General features: G+C 52.5%; 21 protein-coding genes and 1 tRNA gene. 10 read left to right on the forward strand and 12 right to left on the reverse strand.

All coding sequences use genetic code 11. The features are described 5' to 3' along the window. Window positions 1-59 precede the first annotated feature (59 nt). The gene (locus IMQ33_RS02370; RefSeq protein WP_196061450.1) at window positions 60-1808 is read right to left on the reverse strand and encodes a Lon protease family protein; all 1749 of its coding nucleotides are present in this window, start codon (window positions 1806-1808) and stop codon (window positions 60-62) included. A gap of 208 nt (window positions 1809-2016) precedes the next feature. Between IMQ33_RS02370 and matP the strand changes: the two genes are divergently transcribed. After that, on the forward strand, window positions 2017-2475 hold the full coding sequence (matP, locus tag IMQ33_RS02375) for a macrodomain Ter protein MatP (protein WP_065685423.1): 459 nt from the start codon (window positions 2017-2019) through the stop codon (window positions 2473-2475). A 65-nt stretch (window positions 2476-2540) separates the two neighbouring features. Here the strand turns inward: matP and ompA are convergent, their stop codons facing one another. Together ompA and sulA are read right to left on the reverse strand one after the other, a co-directional pair. Next, complete coding sequence (gene ompA, locus IMQ33_RS02380; protein ID WP_024485662.1) at window positions 2541-3599, reverse strand: porin OmpA; 1059 nt, start codon at window positions 3597-3599, stop codon at window positions 2541-2543. Window positions 3600-3958: 359 nt separating this feature from the next. Next, window positions 3959-4465 carry an SOS-induced cell division inhibitor SulA gene (gene sulA / locus IMQ33_RS02385; protein WP_065685299.1) on the reverse strand — a complete coding sequence of 169 codons (507 nt, stop codon included), beginning with the start codon at window positions 4463-4465 and terminating at the stop codon, window positions 3959-3961. Window positions 4466-4697: 232 nt separating this feature from the next. On the opposite strand from sulA, the gene IMQ33_RS02390 reads away from it, so the two are divergent. Further along, window positions 4698-5354 (forward strand): TfoX/Sxy family DNA transformation protein, encoded by a 657-nt coding sequence (locus IMQ33_RS02390; RefSeq protein ID WP_196061451.1) that lies wholly within the window; start codon window positions 4698-4700, stop codon window positions 5352-5354. Between the two features lie 4 nt (window positions 5355-5358). Here IMQ33_RS02390 and yccS read toward each other — a convergent pair whose 3' ends face one another. Both yccS and IMQ33_RS02400 read right to left on the reverse strand, forming a co-directional pair. Next, the gene (gene yccS / locus IMQ33_RS02395) at window positions 5359-7494 is read right to left on the reverse strand and encodes a YccS family putative transporter (protein WP_065685297.1); all 2136 of its coding nucleotides are present in this window, start codon (window positions 7492-7494) and stop codon (window positions 5359-5361) included. Between the two features lie 34 nt (window positions 7495-7528). Further along, window positions 7529-7972: a YccF domain-containing protein gene (locus tag IMQ33_RS02400; RefSeq protein WP_024485658.1), complete on the reverse strand. Its 444-nt coding sequence runs from the start codon at window positions 7970-7972 to the stop codon at window positions 7529-7531. Between the two features lie 155 nt (window positions 7973-8127). On the opposite strand from IMQ33_RS02400, the gene helD reads away from it, so the two are divergent. Continuing rightward, a complete protein-coding gene (helD, locus tag IMQ33_RS02405; protein ID WP_196061452.1) occupies window positions 8128-10182 on the forward strand; it encodes a DNA helicase IV in 2055 nt (684 codons plus the stop codon). A 34-nt stretch (window positions 10183-10216) separates the two neighbouring features. Here the strand turns inward: helD and IMQ33_RS02410 are convergent, their stop codons facing one another. Both IMQ33_RS02410 and IMQ33_RS02415 read right to left on the reverse strand, forming a co-directional pair. Then, window positions 10217-10675: a methylglyoxal synthase gene (locus tag IMQ33_RS02410; protein ID WP_021182049.1), complete on the reverse strand. Its 459-nt coding sequence runs from the start codon at window positions 10673-10675 to the stop codon at window positions 10217-10219. Window positions 10676-10802: 127 nt separating this feature from the next. After that, window positions 10803-11462: a DUF2057 family protein gene (locus IMQ33_RS02415; RefSeq protein WP_065685295.1), complete on the reverse strand. Its 660-nt coding sequence runs from the start codon at window positions 11460-11462 to the stop codon at window positions 10803-10805. 241 nt (window positions 11463-11703) lie between these two features. On the opposite strand from IMQ33_RS02415, the gene IMQ33_RS02420 reads away from it, so the two are divergent. After that, a complete protein-coding gene (locus IMQ33_RS02420) occupies window positions 11704-12117 on the forward strand; it encodes a CoA-binding protein (RefSeq protein WP_065685294.1) in 414 nt (137 codons plus the stop codon). A gap of 98 nt (window positions 12118-12215) precedes the next feature. Here IMQ33_RS02420 and hspQ read toward each other — a convergent pair whose 3' ends face one another. Together hspQ and rlmI are read right to left on the reverse strand one after the other, a co-directional pair. Next, entirely contained in the window at window positions 12216-12533 is a 318-nt protein-coding gene (hspQ, locus tag IMQ33_RS02425) for a heat shock protein HspQ (RefSeq protein ID WP_021182046.1), read from the reverse strand. Between the two features lie 61 nt (window positions 12534-12594). Further along, window positions 12595-13785: a 23S rRNA (cytosine(1962)-C(5))-methyltransferase RlmI gene (gene rlmI, locus IMQ33_RS02430; RefSeq protein WP_098927792.1), complete on the reverse strand. Its 1191-nt coding sequence runs from the start codon at window positions 13783-13785 to the stop codon at window positions 12595-12597. A 93-nt stretch (window positions 13786-13878) separates the two neighbouring features. On the opposite strand from rlmI, the gene yccX reads away from it, so the two are divergent. After that, window positions 13879-14157, forward strand: a complete 279-nt coding sequence (gene yccX, locus IMQ33_RS02435; RefSeq protein WP_186530600.1) for an acylphosphatase — start codon at window positions 13879-13881, stop codon at window positions 14155-14157. Window positions 14158-14164: 7 nt separating this feature from the next. Here yccX and tusE read toward each other — a convergent pair whose 3' ends face one another. Beyond that, window positions 14165-14494 carry a sulfurtransferase TusE gene (tusE, locus tag IMQ33_RS02440; RefSeq protein ID WP_186530602.1) on the reverse strand — a complete coding sequence of 110 codons (330 nt, stop codon included), beginning with the start codon at window positions 14492-14494 and terminating at the stop codon, window positions 14165-14167. Between the two features lie 109 nt (window positions 14495-14603). After that, window positions 14604-15263 carry an FtsH protease modulator YccA gene (yccA, locus tag IMQ33_RS02445; RefSeq protein WP_021181987.1) on the reverse strand — a complete coding sequence of 220 codons (660 nt, stop codon included), beginning with the start codon at window positions 15261-15263 and terminating at the stop codon, window positions 14604-14606. Window positions 15264-15491: 228 nt separating this feature from the next. Between yccA and IMQ33_RS02450 the strand changes: the two genes are divergently transcribed. Then, window positions 15492-15579: transfer RNA gene (locus IMQ33_RS02450), tRNA-Ser, on the forward strand. A gap of 110 nt (window positions 15580-15689) precedes the next feature. On the opposite strand, the gene IMQ33_RS02455 is transcribed toward IMQ33_RS02450, so the two are convergent. Beyond that, on the reverse strand, window positions 15690-15893 hold the full coding sequence (locus IMQ33_RS02455) for a hypothetical protein (protein WP_196061453.1): 204 nt from the start codon (window positions 15891-15893) through the stop codon (window positions 15690-15692). Between the two features lie 395 nt (window positions 15894-16288). Here IMQ33_RS02455 and ppk2 point away from each other — a divergent pair, with 395 nt between their 5' ends. The 4 genes from ppk2 to IMQ33_RS02475 all read left to right on the forward strand — a co-directional run bounded on the left by ppk2 (window position 16289) and on the right by IMQ33_RS02475 (window position 20953). Next, window positions 16289-17164, forward strand: a complete 876-nt coding sequence (ppk2, locus tag IMQ33_RS02460; protein WP_098927790.1) for a polyphosphate kinase 2 — start codon at window positions 16289-16291, stop codon at window positions 17162-17164. A 550-nt stretch (window positions 17165-17714) separates the two neighbouring features. Then, window positions 17715-18959: an amino acid permease gene (locus IMQ33_RS02465; protein WP_161712254.1), complete on the forward strand. Its 1245-nt coding sequence runs from the start codon at window positions 17715-17717 to the stop codon at window positions 18957-18959. A gap of 67 nt (window positions 18960-19026) precedes the next feature. Continuing rightward, window positions 19027-19626 carry an ATP-dependent Clp protease proteolytic subunit gene (locus IMQ33_RS02470; protein WP_315904164.1) on the forward strand — a complete coding sequence of 200 codons (600 nt, stop codon included), beginning with the start codon at window positions 19027-19029 and terminating at the stop codon, window positions 19624-19626. A gap of 364 nt (window positions 19627-19990) precedes the next feature. Then, entirely contained in the window at window positions 19991-20953 is a 963-nt protein-coding gene (locus IMQ33_RS02475) for an ABC transporter substrate-binding protein (RefSeq protein WP_065685216.1), read from the forward strand. Window positions 20954-20977 lie beyond the last annotated feature (24 nt).

Consider the following 20977-nt stretch of genomic DNA (forward strand, 5'->3'; position numbering starts at 1 on the left):
AAACCTTATTTTGATGAAGGACGCAGATTAACTTACACGTGTACGCTGAACAAGTCCGATCAGCCACGGCTGAACCAGTTAAGCCAGCGCAATGGCCACGGCAACGGACGCCGTTCTGGCAACATGGCCTGTGCAATTCGCTCCTGGATGGCGGCCAGCAAGCTAGGCTGCTGCTCATCGGCGAACGGATGGCCGGTCAATAACGGCAAGGCTTCCGCAACGCTATCTACCGCCCACAGATGGAATTGCCCTTCACGTACCGCTTCGACGACGTCTGGGCGCAGGCAAAGGTGCCGTACGTTGCTGGCTGGCAGGATCACGCCCTGTTTGCCCGTGAGGCCACGGCGTAGACAAACCTCGAAGAAACCTTCGATTTTTTCGTTTGCGCCACCGATTGGTTGCACATTACCAAACTGGTCAACGGAACCGGTCACGGCGATTTGCTGGGTGATCGGCTGCTGTGACAATGCGCTGATCAGGGCGCAGAGTTCGGCTAGTGAGGCGCTATCCCCGTCAACTTCGCCGTAGGATTGCTCAAAGACGATCGAAGCGGAGAAGGGCAGTTGCTGATCGAGATCCAGTTCGGAGATCAGGAACGCCTGCATGATCATCATGCCTTTAGCATGCAGATTGCCCCCAAGCTCGGCCTTGCGCTCCACATCGGTGAATTCGCCATCGCCCAGGTGGACCACACAGCTGATGCGCGAAGGTTCGCCAAAGCTGCGCGGATGCCCTGGATAATCCAGTACCGACAGGCCGTTAATCTGACCAATTACCTCACCTTCGGTTTCGATCATGATCTGACCCAGCTCAATCTCGTCCTGCATGCGTTCTGCGAGATAGCTTTCACGCCATTCGCGGGCATTCAGCGCCGCTTCTAACGCTTTAGCGGTGATCTGCTCCTCTTCGGCGTACAGAGCGGCCTCAGAAAGCTGCTGGCTGACCCACAGTGGCGAGAGCGGTAGGTTACCCTGGTCACCGGTATGGCGCACCGCCTGGACCATCAGGGGCTGCCAGGCGTCGGCTGCCAGCGGTGGTAATTGCTGCTCGGCGACCACACTATTGATATAGCCACACCATTGCACCATATCGTCTGGCTCGGTGAGCTGCAGATCGTCTTCATATTCACCGTAGACGGCCTGCCCACAGACTTCAGGCTCCATATCGTGGAAATCAGCCAGGCCATGGCGATCGCCTACTACAATCAGGCGTAACTCCAGCGGCATGGGGGGGATGGAAAGCGGCAGTGGCCGGGTTTCATCTGGCGTCAGCCACTGGAACTGGCGCTGGGTAATCATCTGTTTAAGACGCAGCCATAATAGCGGCTGTGCCAATAGGGCACGCGCCGACAGGATCAGCACGCCGCCGTTAGCCTGATGGACCAGGCCCGGCTGCAAGGTGATAGCACCATTATGCATTCTGACGCAGCCAAATAACTGTTCTGGCTCAACCCATTCCTGGTATACGCAAGCCCCGCCGGCGGCAAAAGGTTCATCGCCGCGCATGGCATTTTTAATGCTGACGGTGTCGCCTTCAATCACGTAGTGACTGCCTTTAACGGTATTCTGCGGTTGCAATTCTTCTGCCGCTCGGGCGATCAACGCCAGATACTCACGTGTTTCCTGTGCTTTCAACAGCATAAAACGTGGCAGAGACAGCGGATGCAAAAACAGCGTCAGCGCATTCTCCAAACGGGGTTGGATTGCAGAAAAGGCCACGGGTGCCAATTGAGCAGCGGAATCGAAAATCGCCTGATAAGGCGTAGCAGCAGGCAACAGAGATTGCCATTCAAGTCGGTTATTGGTCAAAGTGTTAGATGCAATCGTCAAAAAGGGAAAGCGCGATTATACAAGAATAACGCCAGCTTGATACCTCCAGAGTCATTGTTGAGCATTGGAGTTTGACATTGCTCGATGACTGTGCAAAAAACAGTCAAAAACGGAGGGTAATTGCCGAGGAAAAGTTGGCTAAAGCTGTTATGCTTATTAAAGTTACACGGTCACAGCAGAGTTCATGATGAAATATCAGCAACTGGAAAATCTGGAGAGCGGTTGGAAATGGAAGTACCTGGTGAAAAAGCACCGGGAAGGTGAAGCGATCACCCGCTACATTGAAAACAGCCTTGCTCAGGAGGTCATTGACCAACTGCTGAAGCTGGAAAATGAACCGGTCAAAGTGCTGGCATGGATCGATGAGCACATGAATCCGGCGCTGGATAACCGGATGAAACAAACCATCCGCGCCCGGCGTAAGCGTCATTTTAACTCAGAACATCAGCATACGCGCAAGAAATCGATCGATCTGGAGTTCCTGGTCTGGCAACGTTTGGCTGCGCTGGCGCATCGCCGCGGTGTCACCCTGTCGGAAACCGTCGTACAGCTGATCGAAGATGCCGAGCGCAAAGAGAAGTATGCCACCCAGATGTCATCGCTGAAACAGGATCTACAGGCGATCCTGGGTAAGGATGATAAATAGCATTACCCAATGTTTAGGCCAAAAAAAACCCCGCAATGCGGGGTTTTTTACTAAGAAGTGCTTACTTAGCCCTGAGGCTGAGAAACAACTTCTTTGATACCTTTAACTTCGATCTCTACGCGACGATCTGGAGCCAGACATGCGATCTGAGCTGCAGTTGCGCGGCCTGAACGGTAGCCACAAGAGTCACCGGTAACTGGGTTAGCTTTACCCATGCCACGTGCGGAGATCTTGTCTGAAGGGATACCTTTAGACACGAGGTAATCCACAACGCTTTGTGCACGTTGCTCAGACAGGCGCAGGTTGTATTCTGCTGAACCTACTGCATCAGTGAAGCCCAGAACTACAACAGAACCGTCTTTCGGATCCAGTGAGCTCAGTTGGGTGTACAGCTGATCCAGAGCTTGTTGGCCTTCTGGCTTCAGGGTCGCTTTGTTGAACGCGAACAGAACGTCAGAAGTCAGAGTGAACTTCTTGGTCTCAACAACTGGAGCTGGGGCCGGAGCTGGAGCTACTACTGGAGCAGCAACTTCCTGGCCAAAGCGGTAGGAAACACCTACGCTCAGCATGCCGTTGTCTGGACGTGCGCCAACGGTACCTGCATCACCGATGTTGTTAACCCACTGGTAGTCCAGGCGGGTAGCCCAGTCACGGTTCAGTGCGTATTCAACACCCACTGCTGCCAATGGAGAAACGCCAGTGTCATGGTTGCCACCGTTAGAGCCAGCACCATCACTGTCTGCACGCCATACCATGCCGCCCAGACGAGTGTAGATGTCCAGATCGTTCATGATTGGGTAGCTCAGTTTAGCTGCCAGTTGAACGCCTTGAGCTTTGAAAGAACCGGTGTTAGCGCCGGTATATTTCATACGACCTAACCAGTCGTAGCCCATTTCGAAGCCCAGGTATTGGTTTGCCTGATAGCCAACGAACGCACCAGCACCAATCTGGTCTTTACGTGCGTCGTTATCAACGGTGTAACCGTTACCGTAGAAACCGGTGTCATGGAACTGGGACCAACCCAGTTTAGCACCAGTGTACCAAGTGTCGTCTTTTGGTGCGGCTTGCGCTACTGTAGCGAAACCTGCCAGTGCCACTGCTAATGCGATAGCTGTCTTTTTCATTTTGCGCCTCGTTATCATCCAAATAGGCAATGAGCTTTAAAGCTGCTTTAAGCCCTTGGTTTAAATTCCTTCGCCAAGGTTTGAGCCCTCGTTTGTTACTCTGCCAGTTTTTCTGGCGTTATAGAGCAACCTTGGCGATGTAAAGTCTACAACGTGGCGCGAAAGTTACAAGTGTGATGTGATAAAGCTCTAAAAAAAAACATGGAATTAGACATATCCTCTAACATATCGGGGTGCTAAACGAGACTTTTTTTCACATGGAAGGTGGCGCCGAACCGCAGCCAACCTCGCTTTTCGCCTGATCTGCCTGCGATTGCCAGACCAAACGATAAAAGTGATGGGAAAAGTCCTAAATTTACTTAATGATACAAAGAAGAGTGAATTTTTAAGGTTGAACAGTGTCTGTCGGCAGCAACGATGTCACGTTGAGGTCGCATAATGAACCCATAGGCATTGCCCAATTCTGCCGCTCTACTTAACCTTAGACGATCCTCTTGTGTCAATTCTGGTAACCAGCCAAGCACCACACTGTAATTTCCTGTCAGTAAAGCCTTCTCCATGGCGTCTACGGTAGCCAGTGGATTGATCTGATTAAGCTGTACGACCTTATCAACCGGCAGGCTGGCCTGTTGCAGCCAGGTTTTGCTCAGTTTCTGCTGTGGGGTCAACCACAGTAACCAACGTGATTGCCTGCCTAACTGTTGCAACAAAGGCACCAGCAACTGGGCTACGGCGGGTTGCCGCTCATTGTAAACAAGCTCACTGATTAGGCCATTTTCGTTGCCCTCTTGCGCAGGGATCACCGCTTGCTCCGCCGGCATTGAGGATTGGCTAAAATGAGGTTGATAAAGTGATTGAGTACGCATGTCGTCTCCCGCCCGTAGTGTTACTGTATGTATATACAGTATAGCCATCGAAACAGAAGATCAACCCAAATTTTCGTAACGCTTCGCATAATTGAGATTATTTATTGTACGTCTTGAATTTATGATTGGCACGAATAGGGATAATGCGTATTTTTTTTAATTAGTTGTTCCAGTTACGTTTATTCCAACCAAAACATGCCTAATGGCTGTGGCTTCATATAAGGAGAGTTAAATGAATGGAGGATCGTTAAGGAGGATCGAGCAGGCAAAGTCCTGCTTTGCCGCCCTGGGAAATATTGCCATACGCTCGCAGTTTGGCGGCTATGGCCTGCTGGCGGACGGCACAATGTTTGCGGTCATTACCGAAGGTGAGCTGTATTTACGTGCCACAGAAAGCCTGGAAACCGCATTTCGTGAACGTGGCATGGTGAATATGACCTATTTAAAGCGGGGGGTCCCCATGGTCATGCGCTATTACTGGGTAAATGAAGAGTTGTGGCAGCAGCGTCGCGAACTGTGTGCGCTTGCCTGGCAGGCTCTCTGTGAGACGCGTAAAGAGATTAAGGTGAAAAAACGCTGCAATGGCAGGTTGAAAGATTTACCGAATATTGATGCCTCATTAGAGCGCCAGCTGTGGCGAGCAGGTATCTGCAATATTTATGATTTTCGCCTGTTGGGGGCTAGAGATAGCTATCTGAAGTTGCTGCAACAGCAAAAAAATCTGGGCATGAAAGTGTTGATGTCACTGGCGGGTGCCATGGCGGGCTACCACCATGCCGCCTTGCCTAATCTACAAAGGGAGGCGTTGACCGAATGGTTCGAAAACAACGCGCTCTTTCCCTCCTTTGAGGCGCGGTCAGAAGACCGCGCCTGCGGTCCACATCTTTGAACTATCAACCGGCTTGAGTAATTTGTGTATTAAGTGCCGTCAGCTCTGGTAGCAATTCGAGCACCAGGCCAATTTGCTGCAACACCAGCTGTTCTTTGCTTTCCGGCTCCGGAACCAGTGCAGTAATACGCTCGGAGAGGGCTTCCAGTGCCTGCGTGATACGCTGACGATCATGAGCGTCGTGGTGTAATGCACCATCAACATAGCAAACCGCATCGTTGAGCAAGTCCAGCACGGCGGCACTTTCCAGGCGCTCACGGTGGGCACCCAGGGCGGAAATATAGCTCAGCAAGGTATGGTTAAGGCACAGCAGGCGGAATGCCGCTTCCTGAATGGTTTTATCGGCTTTAGGGTCGGCAGACATGTTAGAGATCACCGACGCCAATTCGGCATCGCTATTATGGGCATCGCGGCGGGCAATACGATAAGGCAGGCTGTTATCCTTGCCCTGATGGTATTGCACCAGAATGGCATCCAGATAGCGGCAGTCGGCATTCAGTGTCTTACGCACCATGGCCGGTAACTGACGGAACTTCCAGTCTGGCCAGATAAAACTCACCGCTGCCCAGGCGATGGCACAACCTAGCAGGGTATCGTAGACGCGCGGGGCAGCTACTTCGAACCCTTCGCCCAGCAGGTTAAAGCATAGCAAGACCAACAGAGTGATAAACATCGTGGCGTGGGCATATTGCACGGTTCGGAAGGCGAAGAACAACACCCCCGAAATCACAATCAGGATCAACTGCCCTTCCAGCGAGGGCACAAAATACAGGATCGGCAGCCCGACCAAAATGCCAGCCAGAGTGCCGATGATCCTTAACGCCAGGCGCCTGCGGGTGGCGTTGTAGTTGGGCTGGCAGACAAACAGGCTGGTCAGCAGGATCCAATAACCGTGCTGCATCCCGGTCAGTTGAATAAACGCATAGCCCACGCACAACACCACGGACATACGGATGGCGTGGCGGAATAGGGCGGATTGTGGTGTCAGGTGGCGGCTGATACGCAGGCGAATATCGCTCCAACCGGTGAGCCGGTCGTCTGACAGGTTGTTTTCCTCGGTCTGGCCACTTGCCAAGGACTGCTCAGACTCGATATTGGCCAACTGGGCGTCAATTGCCCGTAAATTCTTCAGCAGATGGGATAGCGCTCTGGTCAGTTCGCGATTTTCTGGGGTAATGGTAATCCGGGTCAGCGCCTCTTCCAGGCGTGAAAAGGCGGGCTCAAAACGCGGGCTATGCAGATATTTCTGCCGTAGCAGTATCGACTGCGCCAGTTGCTGGCAGGCACGGGCCTGCTTGGCCAGCAGCCGCTGGAAGCGGAACAGAATATCGCTGTGGCGGAACTGTTGGCTTAGTGCCTGATACTGTACGTGGGAAGAACTGGCGCGTTCATGGATATCCTGAGCGACAAAATAGTAGTGCAGCGTTCTGCGGGTGCCGCGCTGGCCACGGTCGCCTTTCAAGCGGGTCAGCAGTGAAGCCTTGGTCAGGTTAAGCGTGGTGACCAGCGTGCTGTTGGCCATCGCCACGTCCACCCACGGCAGATCGGCGTCCGATTCGGCATCTGGATCGAACAGGTTGGCTTTGGCATCCAGGTAGTTGGCCAACTGTTCATAGCAGCGGGCCAGGTTTTCCTGCAGGGGCTTGATAGGAAATAGCAGATGGCCGATCAGCGTCAGCAAGTTGTACCAAATGGCACCGATGATCAACAGAACCGGTTGCTGGTACCAGGCGTCGTACATGGAGGTGCCAAGCATGGTGTAGACGGCGATCAGCAAGGCACCGAAGGCGATAGTGGCGTAACGCTGCCCTAATGCCCCCAGCAGAATAAAGCCGCAGGTTGAGGTCGTCAGCCCGAGGGCAAACAGCCAGGGGTAAGGAAACAGCAGTTCAATCGATGTCGAGGCCACAAAAAAGCAAACTAGCGTAATGAGCAGATTTCGTAATCTTCCTGCTAGCCTGTCGTCCAGATCCGCTAGCGCGGCGGCAACGACCCCCAGCGTTAGCGGAATGGTCAGTTTAGGGACGCCTAACCACCACGGCACCGCAGAGGCGCCAGCCAGAGCGATAAAAATACGCAGGTTATAAAGCAGGTTGCTGTTATAGGTATAACGCCGAATTTTGGGTGCTAAAGAGAGCACGACAAGCTCCTAAATGGGAGAAAAGTTAACGCGATTAAAAGCGGCGGCGGGCGTTCTCGATCCGCGCCTGTTGAGCCACCTCAACCGGAACGACGCGGCGGCCTACCGGCCACAGGGCGATAGCGGCTATCTTGAAATTGGCGATGCCTACCGGAATACCAATAATGGTAATGCACTGGGCGATACCCGCAATAATGTGTGACAGGCACAGCCACCAGCCGAACAGGACCAGCCAGACGATATTCAGCAAAGAACCGCCAGCAGCCAGCAGGGCATTGCTTTTCTCTGGGTATAATTCATCGACATGGATCGCTTCATTGCCAAATGGCAGCAAGGAGATTTTGGTAATTTCCCAGCAGGAGCGGGTCAATGGCAGGGTGAAAATCAGCACGACGCTGAAGAAGGTGGCAATCAGCCAGCCAAGCGTGGTGAAAAAACCACCCAAAACGAAATTAAGAACGTTCAATACAGTACGCATAGTCGTCATTCTGCTCTAATGATGGCCAAACGGCACGGGGGAAGTATTCATCAGCATAACGCAAAAACTATTCTACCCTTTTTTTAACGCTAGAGTGCCATTGCTTAACGCAGGTAAACTGGCGGTAACTCTCAACATGATTATGGCGTGGGTATATGGAACTTAAAGCGACATCGCTGGGTAAACACCTGGCACAGCATCCTTACAACCGCGTACGGTTGTTGCATGCCGGCGTTGAGGTGAGCGGCGAGAAGCATGAATACCTGATCCCTTTCAACCAGTTGATTCAGGTGCGTTGTAAACGCGGGATCGTCTGGGGGGAGCTCGAGTTCGAACTGCCGGATGAAAAGGTCGTACGCCTGCACGGTACCGAATGGCAGGAAACCCAGCGCTTTTACCACTATCTGCAGCAGTCCTGGCAGCAGTGGAGCAGCGAGATGAGTGAAGTAAGCGCCGAGGTACTGCAACAGCAGGTCGATCATATCCGCCAAATTGAGCAACAGGACAAGTGGTTCAAGCGTGCCGAATTGAGCCACTTGCAGCAGCAGATCCGCCAGTCGTTTGGCGCGTTGCCAATGCCGGTGGCGCGGCTGGAAGAGTTTGAAAACTGCCGTGAAAGTTATCACTTGTGCCTGCAGTGGCTCAAGTCTGGCCTGCGCAGCGTGGCGCAACGCAATCAACGGTGGTGCGACCGGATGCTGGAAACCCACCAGGATTTCTTCCAGACCGTTGAAACGTCACCGTTGAATGAATCGCAAAGCCGGGCCGTGGTGAACGGCGAGGATGCCGTGCTGGTACTCGCAGGGGCTGGCAGTGGCAAGACCTCGGTGCTGGTGGCGCGGGCGGGTTGGCTGCTACTGCGTCAAGAGGCCGAGCCTGAGCAGATCCTGCTGTTGGCATTTGGGCGCAAGGCCGCTGAAGAGATGAACGAACGCATCCAGAAACGTTTGGGCAGCGTGGCGATCCAGGCGAAAACGTTCCATGCGCTGGCGTTGCAGATTATCCAGCAGGGTAGCCGCAAAGCGCCGGTGATCAGCAAGTTGGAAAGCGACAGTAAAGCGCGCCGGACGTTGCTAGTTACCCACTGGCAACAGCAGTGCAGTGAGAAGAAAGCGCAGGCCAAAGGTTGGCGGCAATGGTTAACGGAAGAGCTGGAGTGGGAAGTGCCCGAGGGCGATTTCTGGCATGACCGGCGTCTTGCAGAGCGTTTGAGTGGGCGCCTGGAGCGCTGGCTTGGCTTGATGCGCACCCACGGAGGCAGCCAGGCAGAAATGATAGAGCAGGCCGACGAAGAGATCCGCGATCTGTTCAGCAAACGCATTCGTTTGATGGCACCGTTGCTGAAAGCGTGGAAAACCGCGCTGAAGGATGAGGGGGCGGTCGATTTTGCCGGGCTGATCCATCAAGCCGTTAATCTGTTGGAAAAGGGGCGTTTTATCAGCCCGTGGAAGCATATTCTGGTGGACGAGTTCCAGGATATCTCACCACAGCGTGCGCAGTTGCTGGCGGCACTGCGTAAGCAAAACAAGCAGACCAGTCTGTTTGCCGTCGGCGATGATTGGCAGGCAATTTACCGTTTCAGTGGGGCAGAGCTGTCGCTGACCACCGCCTTTGCCGAAAACTTTGGCGTAGGCGATCAGTGTGCGCTGGATACCACCTACCGCTTTAACGATCGGATCGGTGAAGTGGCCAACGGCTTTATACAGCAGAACCCGCACCAGTTGAAAAAGCCGCTCAATAGCCTGACCAAGGGCAACAAGAAGTCGGTGGTTATCTTGCCGCAGGAGCAGTTGGAAGCGTTGCTGGACAAGCTAAGTGGCTATGCGAAGCCGCAAGAACGGATCTTGGTGCTGGCTCGCTACCACCATCTCAAGCCGGAGGTGTTGCAAAAGGCGGCGACGCGTTGGCCGAAGCTGAATATCGAGTTTATGACCATTCATGCCAGCAAAGGCCAACAGGCCGACTACGTGATCATTGCCGGGCTGTATGAAGGCAAGGATGGATTCCCGGCGGAGGTCCGTGAATCCGTGCTTGAAGAGGTATTATTGCCTCAGCCAGAGGATTTCCCGGATGCGGAGGAGCGGCGTTTGCTTTATGTCGCCCTCACGCGGGCCAGGCATCAGGTTTGGTTATTACAAGATCGCGAACGCCCGTCGGTATTTATCGAGCAGTTGCAAGATATTGGCGTGCCGTCGCAAAGAAAGCCGTAAACCACAGGCCTGGCACTGCACCAGGCCTTGGGTATTATTTCAGGCGTTCGGCGAGATACTTTTCGTAATCAGGAATAGCGATCACCACTTCGCTCTTGAACAGCGAGGAGTCGATCAGGAAATCGGCGGTGGAGCGGTTGGTCGCCACCGGGATGTTCCAGACCGTGGCCAGGCGCAGCAAGGCTTTGACATCGGGATCATGGGGGACGGCGTTTAGCGGATCCCAGAAGAAGATCAGCATATCAATCTTGCCTTCGGATATCAGTGCACCTACTTGCTGATCGCCGCCCATCGGGCCACTCAGCATGCTCTGCACCGGGATACCACTGGCCCGCTGGATCAAATTGCCGGTGGTACCCGTGGCATACAGCTGGTGCTGGGCAAGTATTTCCTTATTGTCTTCAACCCATTTCAGCAGGGCCTGCTTGCGATGGTCGTGAGCAACGAGCGCAATATGCTTGCGTGCTGCGATGGTGCGGGTGGTTTGTTCCATGTCGCTATCCTTGGAAAATCGAATGATTCGCCACAGATTACTGAAACTGTATTTCACTGCCTAGTGCTAACGCGGGAAATTGCGAACCAACCACGCCTTTACGGCATAAAGGCGTGGTTGGCAGCGTTTAAAGGTTGCGAGATTGGCCGGCCCAGGCGATAAACCGTTTTTGCGTCTCGGGATCGGCGCGCAGGAACCAATATTGCAGCATTTTCTCGGCAACGTTGTCACCGTTCAGGGGGATAACCGCTGGGCTACCCTGTGCCGCCGAGATCACGCTGGCACCCAGATGTGCAAACGCCGGAACGGAGGCCTGGTGATTTTGAGCGTTATAATCGGCAACGATCTTCTCCAGGTCATTCCCATTGGGTGAGGTTGTTAGCGGTAATACATCGTGTTTGATTGCCAACGGCTTGCCGTGGTTACCCAAAATTTTAAAATTCGGCGCTTTATCAAACCGCTGTGCATCCTGCTCATTCTCGATACGCGGTAGCTCGATGGTGACGGCGCTGACGTTTTGACTGTTGAACACCACAATCTGCGCGGGTGAAGTATAAAGCATCTGAGACCGTGGTTCTTTACGTACGGATTTGGTGACTTTGAACAACAGTTGATGCTGCCCGTCATTTAATTCCAGACTATCGGCTCCTTTTAACAACGAGCCCGTCATTTGCTTGCCGTCGACCATCATCAGCTCGATGTCCGGGGAAAGCTTCAGGGTCGTAGCTGCGGCCGAAACGCTTAGCGATATTCCAAGCAGCCCCGCAACCACCAGACCAAATTTCATTGTTACTTCCTTTTCGTGGAACAGGATGACTAGTGTTGGATACGCCACTAGTTATGTCAAATCTTTTCAGAATGCCGTTTAATTTACATTTACACACATTTTGATGTTATTTGAAATATGACATTAGGGAAAACCAGCCTGGCGAGCAGTATAGACGCAGACTGATAACGAATTTTAACCGATGTTGGTGTTTCGGTTACACTGATGAAAGTGCTTTTTGGCAAAAAATCAGGAGCGAAAAATGCAAGACCTAGCAATTGCAGAGGTACTGAAACAGGTCAAAACCATTGCGCTGGTGGGCGCCAGTGATAAACCGGCTCGAGCCAGCTATGGCGTAATGGCTTATTTGTTGGAGCAAGGCTATCAGGTCATTCCGGTGAGCCCGAAGCTGGCCGGGCAGACGCTGCTTGGCCAGGTGGTTTATGCCACATTGGAGGATATTCCTCACCCTGTCGATATGGTGGATGTGTTCCGTAACTCTGAGGCGGCGTATGGGGTGGCGCAGGAGGCCATTGCGATAGGTGCCAAGGTGCTGTGGTTACAAATTGGGGTGATCAACGAACAGGCGGAAGCGTTGGCCAACCAAGCCGGGCTAAAGGTGATTATGGATCGTTGCCCGAAGATTGAGATCCCGCGCCTGGGGTTGGCACGCTGATTGAGTGAAAACGCCAGGGTTGGCCCTGGCGTTTGAGACTGCTGATAGACTTCAACCAGTTACGCTACGTAGAGGTGCTGGTTTCTCAGGCTAGACGCTTAGTTACGCAGCCGTGGGGCTTGCAACTGGCTGCGAATGGATTCCGCCAGCTCATCCAGAGAAGGCTGCTCAGGGTGTGCATCCTGTGCTTCTCCCGCCAACTGCGCTTCGGCCAGATAAGTGTGAACCGGCTGGCCTTCATCGTCTTCCATCACCACGTGATACCACGGGGCGAGGCGCAACTCGTCGTTGGCTGCAATCTCGTCTGCTTTTGGGTGTTCCAGAGAGTATTCTGGATCGACATCAATCACTACCCCCAAATACCCCAGCAGCCGGTGGCGAACCTGCTGACCGATACCGAATTTGCTGGCTATCATATGACCTCCTGAGAAACAGTACATTGAACTCTATATGAGGACAAAAACAGCGCATTTCAAGTTACATCACCCGGCACGCAAACCCTTTCAGATACAAGCCTTCAGGATAAGTCGCAATCACCGGGTGATCGGCAGCCTGTCGGAACTGCTCTACAAATTGTACATCACGCCCGGCATCTACGGCAGCATCGGCCAAAATTTTCTGGAACAGATCGGTCGGCATCAGGCCAGAGCAGGAGAAGCTGAGCAGAATGCCGCCTGGGTTCAGCAACTGGAAGGCTAACATATTGATGTCTTTATAACCGCGACAGGCGCTGGCCAACTGATTTTTATTTTCGACAAACTTCGGTGGATCCATGATGATCAGGTCGAATTTCTCACCCTGTGTGCGGTAGTTGCGCAGCAGTTGGAATACGTCATCACGTACAAACTCGGCCTTGCTCAAATCCAACTGGTTCAGTTCGACGTTCTGCTTGGCGATGTCCAGCGCAGCCTGTGACGTATCTACGCTAATGACCTGCTCACATCCGCCCATCAAGGCAGACACTGCGAAAGCGCCAGTATACGAGAAGCAGTTGAGCACGCGACGGCCTGCGGAATAGTTACGTGCTGCCAGGCGGCTGTCACGCTGATCGAGATAAAAACCGGTCTTGTGGCCTTGTTGAATGTCCACCAGCAGTTTCATACCATGCTCGGTGATTGGCAGCAGGGCCGGGGGCAGATCGCCCAGTACCGGGCCTTGGGTGAGCGGCAAGCCTTCTTTCTTACGTACGGCAACGTCTGAACGGTCGTAGATCGCGCATTCAGGGTAGCAGTGCTGGAGAGCAGAAAGCAGCGGGGCGCGCTGATATTCGGCACCGGCCGAAAGTAACTGTAAAACCAGGAAGTTCTGGAAGCGATCGATGGTGATACCCGGCATACCGTCAGATTCACCGGCGATCAGGCGGTAACCGTCCAGCCCGTCACGCTTTGCGACCCAATCACGCCAGCTCTGTGCTTGCTGCAAGCGGCTGATAAAGAAAGCGATATCAATATCTTCGTCCTGCTTGAAAGTCCAGACGCGTGCGCGAATTTGCGATTCTGGTGAATAGGCACCGCGTGCCAGCCATTTGCCCTGGCTGTCATGGATATCGATAGTTTCGCCGGACTGGGCTTTACCTTCGACACGGAGAACAGCGCCAGAGAAAATCCACGGATGGCGACGGAGTAAGGACTTTTCACGTCCTTTGGCAAGGATCAAGCGTGCGGTCATAATTAAGTATGCTGCCAGATAGAGAAAAAAGAGTGACACACTCTGGGCATCAGCGCAGAGAATGCCTGTAATGAAATCGATCAGGAGCCGATTATGACACAAGTTTGTATTGCCGCGTATGTCTATGGTGTGGTGCAGGGGGTAGGATTTCGCTATAACACCCAGCACCAGGCCACGGCTTTGGGGTTAACCGGTTATGCACGTAATCTGGATGACGGCAGCGTGGAAGTATTGGCCTGCGGCGAGCAACAGGCTGTTGACCAACTGACGGCGTGGCTGAAAAGCGGCGGCCCTCGCAGCGCCCGCGTTGACCGCGTGCTGGTGGAGCCGCGTGGGGTTGCCGAATATAAGGGCTTCAGTATCCGTTATTAACCCGTGGCTAGATACACTTCACCGGCTTTGGCAAACCGGCGATTTTGGTCGCCTGTTTGGCCGGGCCTTTCGGGAACAGCCGATACAGGTAGCGGCTGCTGCCTTTATCTTCGCCGTATTTTTGCGCCATCGCCTTGACCAGCATGCGAATGGCCGGTGAGGTATTAAATTCCTGATAGAAGTTACGCACAAAGCGTACAACTTCCCAATGCGCTTCGCTTAGTTCAATCTCTTCCTGTGCCGCTAACAGTGGGGCCAGCCCTTCGTGCCAGTCGGCGCTGTTTTTCAGGTAGCCCTGGGCATCAGTTTCAATCGTCTGACCTTCAAACTCCAACATACAGCCTCGGTGATCGGTAATTCATTGCGGGCCACAGTCTAGCAAACTTTTGCTCCGGCAAAAATAAAGCCCCGCATTGCGGGGCTCAGGTCAAAACAAAAGCGCCGTATCAGTTGCTGCGGGCGAAGCCCAGAATGCTCAGCAGGCTGATAAACATGTTGTACAGCGAAACATACAGGCTGACGGTAGCACGGATATAGTTGGTTTCACCGCCATGAATGATGTTGCTGGTTTCCCACAACATGGCTCCGGCAGAGAACAGGATAAACAGTGCGCTAATGGCCAGGTGCAGGGCAGGGATCTGCAGGAACAGGTTAGCGATAACCGCCACCAGCAGCACCACGAAGCCCGCCATCATCATGCCAGACAGGAACGACATGTCTTTACGGGTGGTCAGCACATAGGCCGAACAGCAGAAGAACACCACTGCGGTACCGCCCAGCGCCAACATGATCAGGTCACCCGCGCCAGCGTTCAGGAACGAACTCAGGATCGGGCCAAGGGCGTAGCCCATAAAGCCGGTGAAGGCGAAGGCCGCCAGAATACCGGCAGGGCTATTGGCCAGCTTATGGGTCAGGAACATCAAACCATAAAAGCCGACCAGCATTAACAGCAGACCAGGTGCCGGTAAGCCCAGCATGGTGCTGGCGGTTGCGGTCAGTGCTGAGAAGGCCAGTGTTAACGACAGCAGAAAATAGGTGTTACGCAGGACTTTATGCGTGCTTAGCAAAGAGTCGCGCGAGGAGGATGAGACGACAATGCGGTCCATATGATCTCTCTTATCAGGTCATCACAAAATTAATCATGATGATAGTGCAGTGCAAGCCATTGATTAAAGATTGTTTACCATTCTTTACCCTACGTGACTACTAGGGTATTGCTGCACCCCGATTGTTGATTTCTTCATCGGTCAGATTGCAGATGCGGTTTTTTCGTTCGGTTGAACGGTTTCAGGCTTTACAACGGGATCGGCTGTGTTTATAGTTCGCTGCATTACGGAGGGGTGGCCGAGTGGCTGAAGGCAACGGTCTTGAAAACCGTCGACGGGAAACCGTTCCAGAGTTCGAATCTCTGCTCCTCCGCCATATTATGAATGACCCCAAGCTCAAAAGGCTTGGGGTTTTTCGTTTTTGGTGATCCTGGGTATGCTATCCAGTAAATATAGCATCCGCTCCAGACCGGCCAATAGTGGGGATTAGACGGTATCTGGAAGTAACGTCATCAAGCCGGCGATCGCCATCAAAAAACCCATCCAAAGCGGCGATCGCAGACTGAAACAAAAGCTGACGCACAGGCCGCTGAGCAAGGAATCGACGACAATACCCTGCGTGATGACGGAAATGTGTAAGGTATTGACCCAGGGCCTTTCGTTCGCAGTACGCATTACGCGTGAAACCATGATGGGGCTCATCGTGACGCCCAACAAACCTATATCCCCACCAATGCTAGAGCGGCTATCAGTTTACTGTCTGCGAACAAGGCAAATAACACCAGGTTTTGAACAAGTGGTTTGGGAAGTAACGGAACCAGAAACGTTGTTAATCGCTAATTCAAATAGCTAATGATTTAAAATCATCTCACTAGTATTTGTTAATACTCTTGGTTGTAGTGATACGGTCAGAGAAGATGTTCGCAGCATGAAGAAATAACAGCTAGGATATTGTATGGGATGAGACCACGTGTTTGCTCATCGACTCCTGACTCCTTATTCGCCCCGCATAGGCAGCCCCAAGCGCTGTGATGGGGGGCAACCGTCAGGCTAGCGTCATATAGATTATATTGTGGGGTAACCTCATGACTAACGAAAAGAAAAACAAAATCGTACCCGCAGCCAGTCTTTCAAAAGAAAAGAACCCCAAGCGCATATCAGGCAACAGTGTGTCACAAAGAAAAGGCACGGCAAAAATACCGGAAAAAAAATATCAGCAAGAGCTCAGGTTGTTACACGAAGAACTTGTCCATTTACAAAGTTGGGTGATAGCCAAGGGGTTGAAAGTATGTATCGTGTTTGAGGGGCGCGATGGGGCTGGCAAGGGCGGCACGATAAAAGCACTGACCGAAAGGGTCAGTCCGCGAGTGTTCCGTGTTGTTGCCCTTCCTGCCCCAACCGAACGTGAAAAAACCCAAATGTACCTGCAACGCTACATGCCATACATGCCAGCAGCAGGAGAGGTCGTTATCTTCGATCGTAGTTGGTATAACCGAGCTGGCGTCGAGCGAGTTATGGGGTTTTGTACGCAAGAGCAGACGCATCAGTTTTTGGAGACGGTTCCGATGGTGGAACGATTAATGGTGGAGTCTGGCATCATTCTCATCAAATACTGGCTGGATGTAAGCCCAGAGGAACAAGAACGTCGATTGCGTGCACGTATTGATGATGGCCGCAAGACATGGAAGCTTTCAGAGATAGATATCCGTTCTTTCGAACTCTGGGACGACTATTCCCGAGCCAGGGACGACATGTTCGCCGCCACAGACAGCCTTTGGGCTCCTTGGTTTGTGGCTAATTCAGAAGACAAAAAGCGGGTTAGACTAAATGTTATCCACCATTTTTTGCAGCATATTCCCTACAAGCGGTTGCCGAAAAAGAAGATTAAATTGCCTAAACGCAAAATCGGAAAATATCATTCACCAGACTATCCTTTGAAACATATTCCTGAGATTTTTTGAACAAAGGCGTCATTCTAATTCATGGTGATTTGCTGTTTAAAAACTCATGGCGTTTTTATCCATTGGGTAGCAAAAACTGACGGCGAAAACGATGAGCCTGTAAAATCAGAGGGCTGACGGGTAGTGATGGAATATGGCTGATATAATGGGGATTGTTATGAAATGATGCTGGTTATCCTAACCTCAGCAGGCGAACCATTCGCGACTTTCCCACACTTTTTTATGCCCTCTGATCACATCCTGCAAAAATCCTCGTACACACCATCCAGACAATAATCGTCCGAAGCACAAAGGTTGCTGGTGCGGATCGCGTCATAAAGCCGCAGATGCCGCTTGCCATCAGGCTGTTCGCTGGATCGCTGCAATAATAATCCCCCTTAAAGAACGCAATTGGATCCCTCAAGTAATCGTGATTGGCACTCGTTTATAGGGCCGTACACTGTATAACCAAGTGATGTTGTTTCATGTTTGTGAACAAAAAGTAACAACTAACCCTCTAGACGCTAACTTTTCCTGGTCATTAACGCTACCGGGTATCAAAGGATGATATATGTCTTGCGAAAACATCGGCATTTCCCCGGCATTAGCCGCAGGGGAACGGACTCTTGCACCCGTCAAATCACTGACTTTTCTTGAAGGGGTAGCAATGATAGTCGGCACTAATATCGGTGCAGGCGTGCTTTCTATCGCGTACGCTTCCAGTAAAGCGGGTTATTTACCTTTGCTATTCTGGCTGGTACTGGTTGGCTGTGTCACCACCATCTCTATGCTGTATGTCGCTGAATCCACCCTTCGTACCCGAGAACATCTGCAACTAAGCGGTTTGGCCCGGCGGTATGTCGGTGGTTTTGCTTCATGGGTCATGTTCGCTTCAGTATGTGTCAATAGTATCGGCGCGCTTACCGCTTACATGTCTGGTAGCGGCAAATTATTACAATCCCTGCTCGGCATTTCACCGGCGCTCGGCAGCCTGTTGTTCTTTATCCCGGCGGCGTTGGTTCTGTATCTTGGCTTGAAGGCGATAGGCCGTGGCGAAAAGTTTATCAGTATCGGCATGGTTGCCATGCTGAGCGCTTTGGTTATCGCGACGCTATTGAAAGAGACCACCCAGATGCGCAACCTGCTTGACGGTGATTGGCTCTTCATGGTGCCCGTGTTCAGTGTGGTGGTGTTCTGTTTCTCTGCCCAATATATTGTGCCTGAGATGGCGCGTGGTTTTGCGGATAAGCCAGCACAGCTTCCCAAGGCTATTATTGTCGGGATGGTAACGACTTTTGTGCTGTTGGCGGTGGTGCCGATGTCGGTGATCGCGCTCAGTGGGTTGGGTAATATTTCTGACGTGGCGACGATCTCGTGGGGGCAGGCGCTTGGCCAATGGGCTTTCTTCTCGGCCAATATCTTTGCGCTATGTGCCATGCTGACATCCTATTGGGGGCTGGGTGGCAGCTTCGTGAGCAATATTTTCGATAAGTTCAGGTTAGGGGACGATGAACGGCCGTTGCGACGCTTCGGTGTGTTGATGGTGGTCGTTTTGCCACCGTTCGCGCTGGCCTACAGTGGTCTGGTTTCATTCGTCAATGCGTTGTATTTCGCCGGTGTATTCAGTGGAGTTATCTTGTCCATCATGCCGATACTGATTTTGCGAGGTGCCCGCAAACATGGCGACCGGGTGCCGCTCTGGCAATGTAACTGGATCACGCATCCGCTGTTGCAGGTGAGTATTGTACTGCTGTATCTGGGAAGTGCGGTCTATGCGATTGCGTCATTGTTTGGTTATTTGCCGGCTGGCTGGTGATTGTTGCAAGGCTAGTGGCAACGATTGCTGCTATGGTTATCTTTGCCATGTTCGGCCAGGATGAGAGATAAAACAGTCGAGGTACAAGATGGAAGAAAAATCGGAAATAAGCGCTCCTCAGCGTGATGCCTTTTTGGATGAGAGAACCTTCAAGTCGCGAACTATCCTGCTGTTTGGGCAGATCAACGACACGGTGGCCTACAATGTCGTCAAGCAATTGGTGGCGCTGTCCGACGAGTCCTCTGCGCCGATTAATTTCCTGATTTGTTCACCTGGTGGTCATGTAGAGTCGGGTGATGTGATCCACGATGTGATCCGCTTTATTAGCGCGCCGGTGAATATGATCGGCAGCGGTTGGGTAGGGAGCGCCGCGGTTAATGTGTTCTTATCGGTGCCCAAGGAGCGTCGCTTCTGCCTGACCAATACCCGTTTTCTGATCCACCAGCCAAGCGGTGGTATCGGTGGTCAGGCTACCGATGTGGCGCTTCAGGCGAGAGAAATTATCCGCATCCGGGAAAGAATCGCCACCTTGATCGCCAAGGAAACCGGGCAGAAACTGGAAAAGGTCTTGAACGACATTGACCGCGATTTTTGGATGCCGGTGGCAGAAGCGATCGACTATGGCCTGGTATCAAAAGCCATTGTCAGCGAAAAAGAAATAGCCTGAGCATAGCGCAATAATTCACCGAATCACCCAATCCCCAAATAACCCCAGCAGGCCATTTTGTTCAGTTCCATAACCCACAAGCTGTACGGGTTATGGACGCTGTAAACGGCCTGCGTATTATCAAGCCCCAATAGCCCACTCGCGAGGGATGTCACCAAGGCCGTGAACCGAACAACGAGAGGCCAAAAGTGGTGGTTTGTGATCCGAATCACTGCCCCATGTAAGCGCACCGAGTGTTTTCTTCTTATTCTGCATGTTAAGCACATGATAACAAAACGTTATCCGATAGATGGCGGTAAAACACTGTGCTAGGATGATTAATCACCACCTCTGGCACCAACGCCAACTTGAAAAGGATATGACCATGCCTTTGAATAATAAAAATATTTTTGTAGCTCTCGCCGCTGCCTTATTTGCAGTCAGCAGTTACGCGGCTGCGCCGAAATCCGTGGCGATCCTCTCTATCGTTGACCATCCGGCATTGGATGCTACCCGTGATGGGGTGATTGATGAGCTAAAGGCTGCGGGGTATGACAAGGATAAGGTCAAGATCCAGTTCCAAAGTGCGCAGGGAAATACGGCCACCGCAGGGCAGATTGCGCGTAAATTTATCGGGGACAAGCCCGATGCGATAGTGGCGATTTCAACGCCTGCGGCCCAGTCCGTGGTGGCGGCTACCAAGACCATACCGGTGGTGTTTACTACGGTAACCGATCCGGTGGCGGCCAAGCTGGTGAGTAGCTGGCAGCCGAGTGGTACCAACGTTACCGGCGTTTCAGACAGCGTAGCCATCGGCCCGCAGGTCGATCTGATCTTGCAGGTTAAACCCGATGCCAAGCGAGTCGGCATGGTCTACAGCCCAGGGGAAGTCAACTCGACGGTGGTGGTCAAAGAGCTGAAAGAGGAATTAACCAAACGCGGGATGACGCTGGTTGAGGTTCCTGCTGCACGTACTATCGACGTAGCCCCTGCGGCCAAAAGCCTGGTAGGCAAAGTCGACGTGATCTACACCAATACCGATAACAACGTTATCTCCACCTACGAGTCGCTGGTTGGCATTGCCAATCAGGCAAAAATCCCGTTGATCGCCGGTGACAATAGCGTTGCCAAACGTGGTGCGGCTGCGGCGTTGGGGATGAGCTATTACGATCTGGGCCGCCAGACCGGTAAAATCGTTGTCCGTCTGTTAGAGGGTGAGAAGCCAGGCGCAATAGCTCCTGAGGTGGGTAACAAGCTCAGCCTGAGCGTCAACCCTGCCGCTGCCCAGAAGCAGGGCGTCACTCTGCCAGCTGAACTGGTGCAATCAGCACAAGAAGTCATCAAATAACGATCTGCGTTGAATGATGGTTTA

Origin of the sequence: Serratia sp. Res13-Sevr-LER1-36-b, assembly GCF_015673035.1 — a bacterium.
Lineage (GTDB): Bacteria > Pseudomonadota > Gammaproteobacteria > Enterobacterales > Enterobacteriaceae > Chania > Chania fonticola_C.

Excerpts from the sequence above, each read along its gene's own strand:
- yccA (WP_021181987.1), bottom strand. The coding sequence starts at position 15,263 with ATGGACCGCATTGTCGTCTCATCCTCCTCGCGCGACTCTTTGCTAAGC.
- yccX (WP_186530600.1), top strand. The coding sequence starts at position 13,879 with ATGACACAAGTTTGTATTGCCGCGTATGTCTATGGTGTGGTGCAGGGG.
- matP (WP_065685423.1), top strand. The coding sequence starts at position 2,017 with ATGAAATATCAGCAACTGGAAAATCTGGAGAGCGGTTGGAAATGGAAG.
- IMQ33_RS02455 (WP_196061453.1), bottom strand. The coding sequence starts at position 15,893 with ATGGTTTCACGCGTAATGCGTACTGCGAACGAAAGGCCCTGGGTCAAT.
- IMQ33_RS02400 (WP_024485658.1), bottom strand. The coding sequence starts at position 7,972 with ATGCGTACTGTATTGAACGTTCTTAATTTCGTTTTGGGTGGTTTTTTC.
- IMQ33_RS02415 (WP_065685295.1), bottom strand. The coding sequence starts at position 11,462 with ATGAAATTTGGTCTGGTGGTTGCGGGGCTGCTTGGAATATCGCTAAGC.
- ompA (WP_024485662.1), bottom strand. The coding sequence starts at position 3,599 with ATGAAAAAGACAGCTATCGCATTAGCAGTGGCACTGGCAGGTTTCGCT.
- IMQ33_RS02390 (WP_196061451.1), top strand. The coding sequence starts at position 4,698 with ATGAATGGAGGATCGTTAAGGAGGATCGAGCAGGCAAAGTCCTGCTTT.
- rlmI (WP_098927792.1), bottom strand. The coding sequence starts at position 13,785 with ATGACCGCACGCTTGATCCTTGCCAAAGGACGTGAAAAGTCCTTACTC.
- ppk2 (WP_098927790.1), top strand. The coding sequence starts at position 16,289 with ATGACTAACGAAAAGAAAAACAAAATCGTACCCGCAGCCAGTCTTTCA.
- hspQ (WP_021182046.1), bottom strand. The coding sequence starts at position 12,533 with ATGATAGCCAGCAAATTCGGTATCGGTCAGCAGGTTCGCCACCGGCTG.
- sulA (WP_065685299.1), bottom strand. The coding sequence starts at position 4,465 with ATGCGTACTCAATCACTTTATCAACCTCATTTTAGCCAATCCTCAATG.
- IMQ33_RS02410 (WP_021182049.1), bottom strand. The coding sequence starts at position 10,675 with ATGGAACAAACCACCCGCACCATCGCAGCACGCAAGCATATTGCGCTC.
- IMQ33_RS02420 (WP_065685294.1), top strand. The coding sequence starts at position 11,704 with ATGCAAGACCTAGCAATTGCAGAGGTACTGAAACAGGTCAAAACCATT.
- IMQ33_RS02475 (WP_065685216.1), top strand. The coding sequence starts at position 19,991 with ATGCCTTTGAATAATAAAAATATTTTTGTAGCTCTCGCCGCTGCCTTA.
- IMQ33_RS02465 (WP_161712254.1), top strand. The coding sequence starts at position 17,715 with ATGTCTTGCGAAAACATCGGCATTTCCCCGGCATTAGCCGCAGGGGAA.
- helD (WP_196061452.1), top strand. The coding sequence starts at position 8,128 with ATGGAACTTAAAGCGACATCGCTGGGTAAACACCTGGCACAGCATCCT.
- tusE (WP_186530602.1), bottom strand. The coding sequence starts at position 14,494 with ATGTTGGAGTTTGAAGGTCAGACGATTGAAACTGATGCCCAGGGCTAC.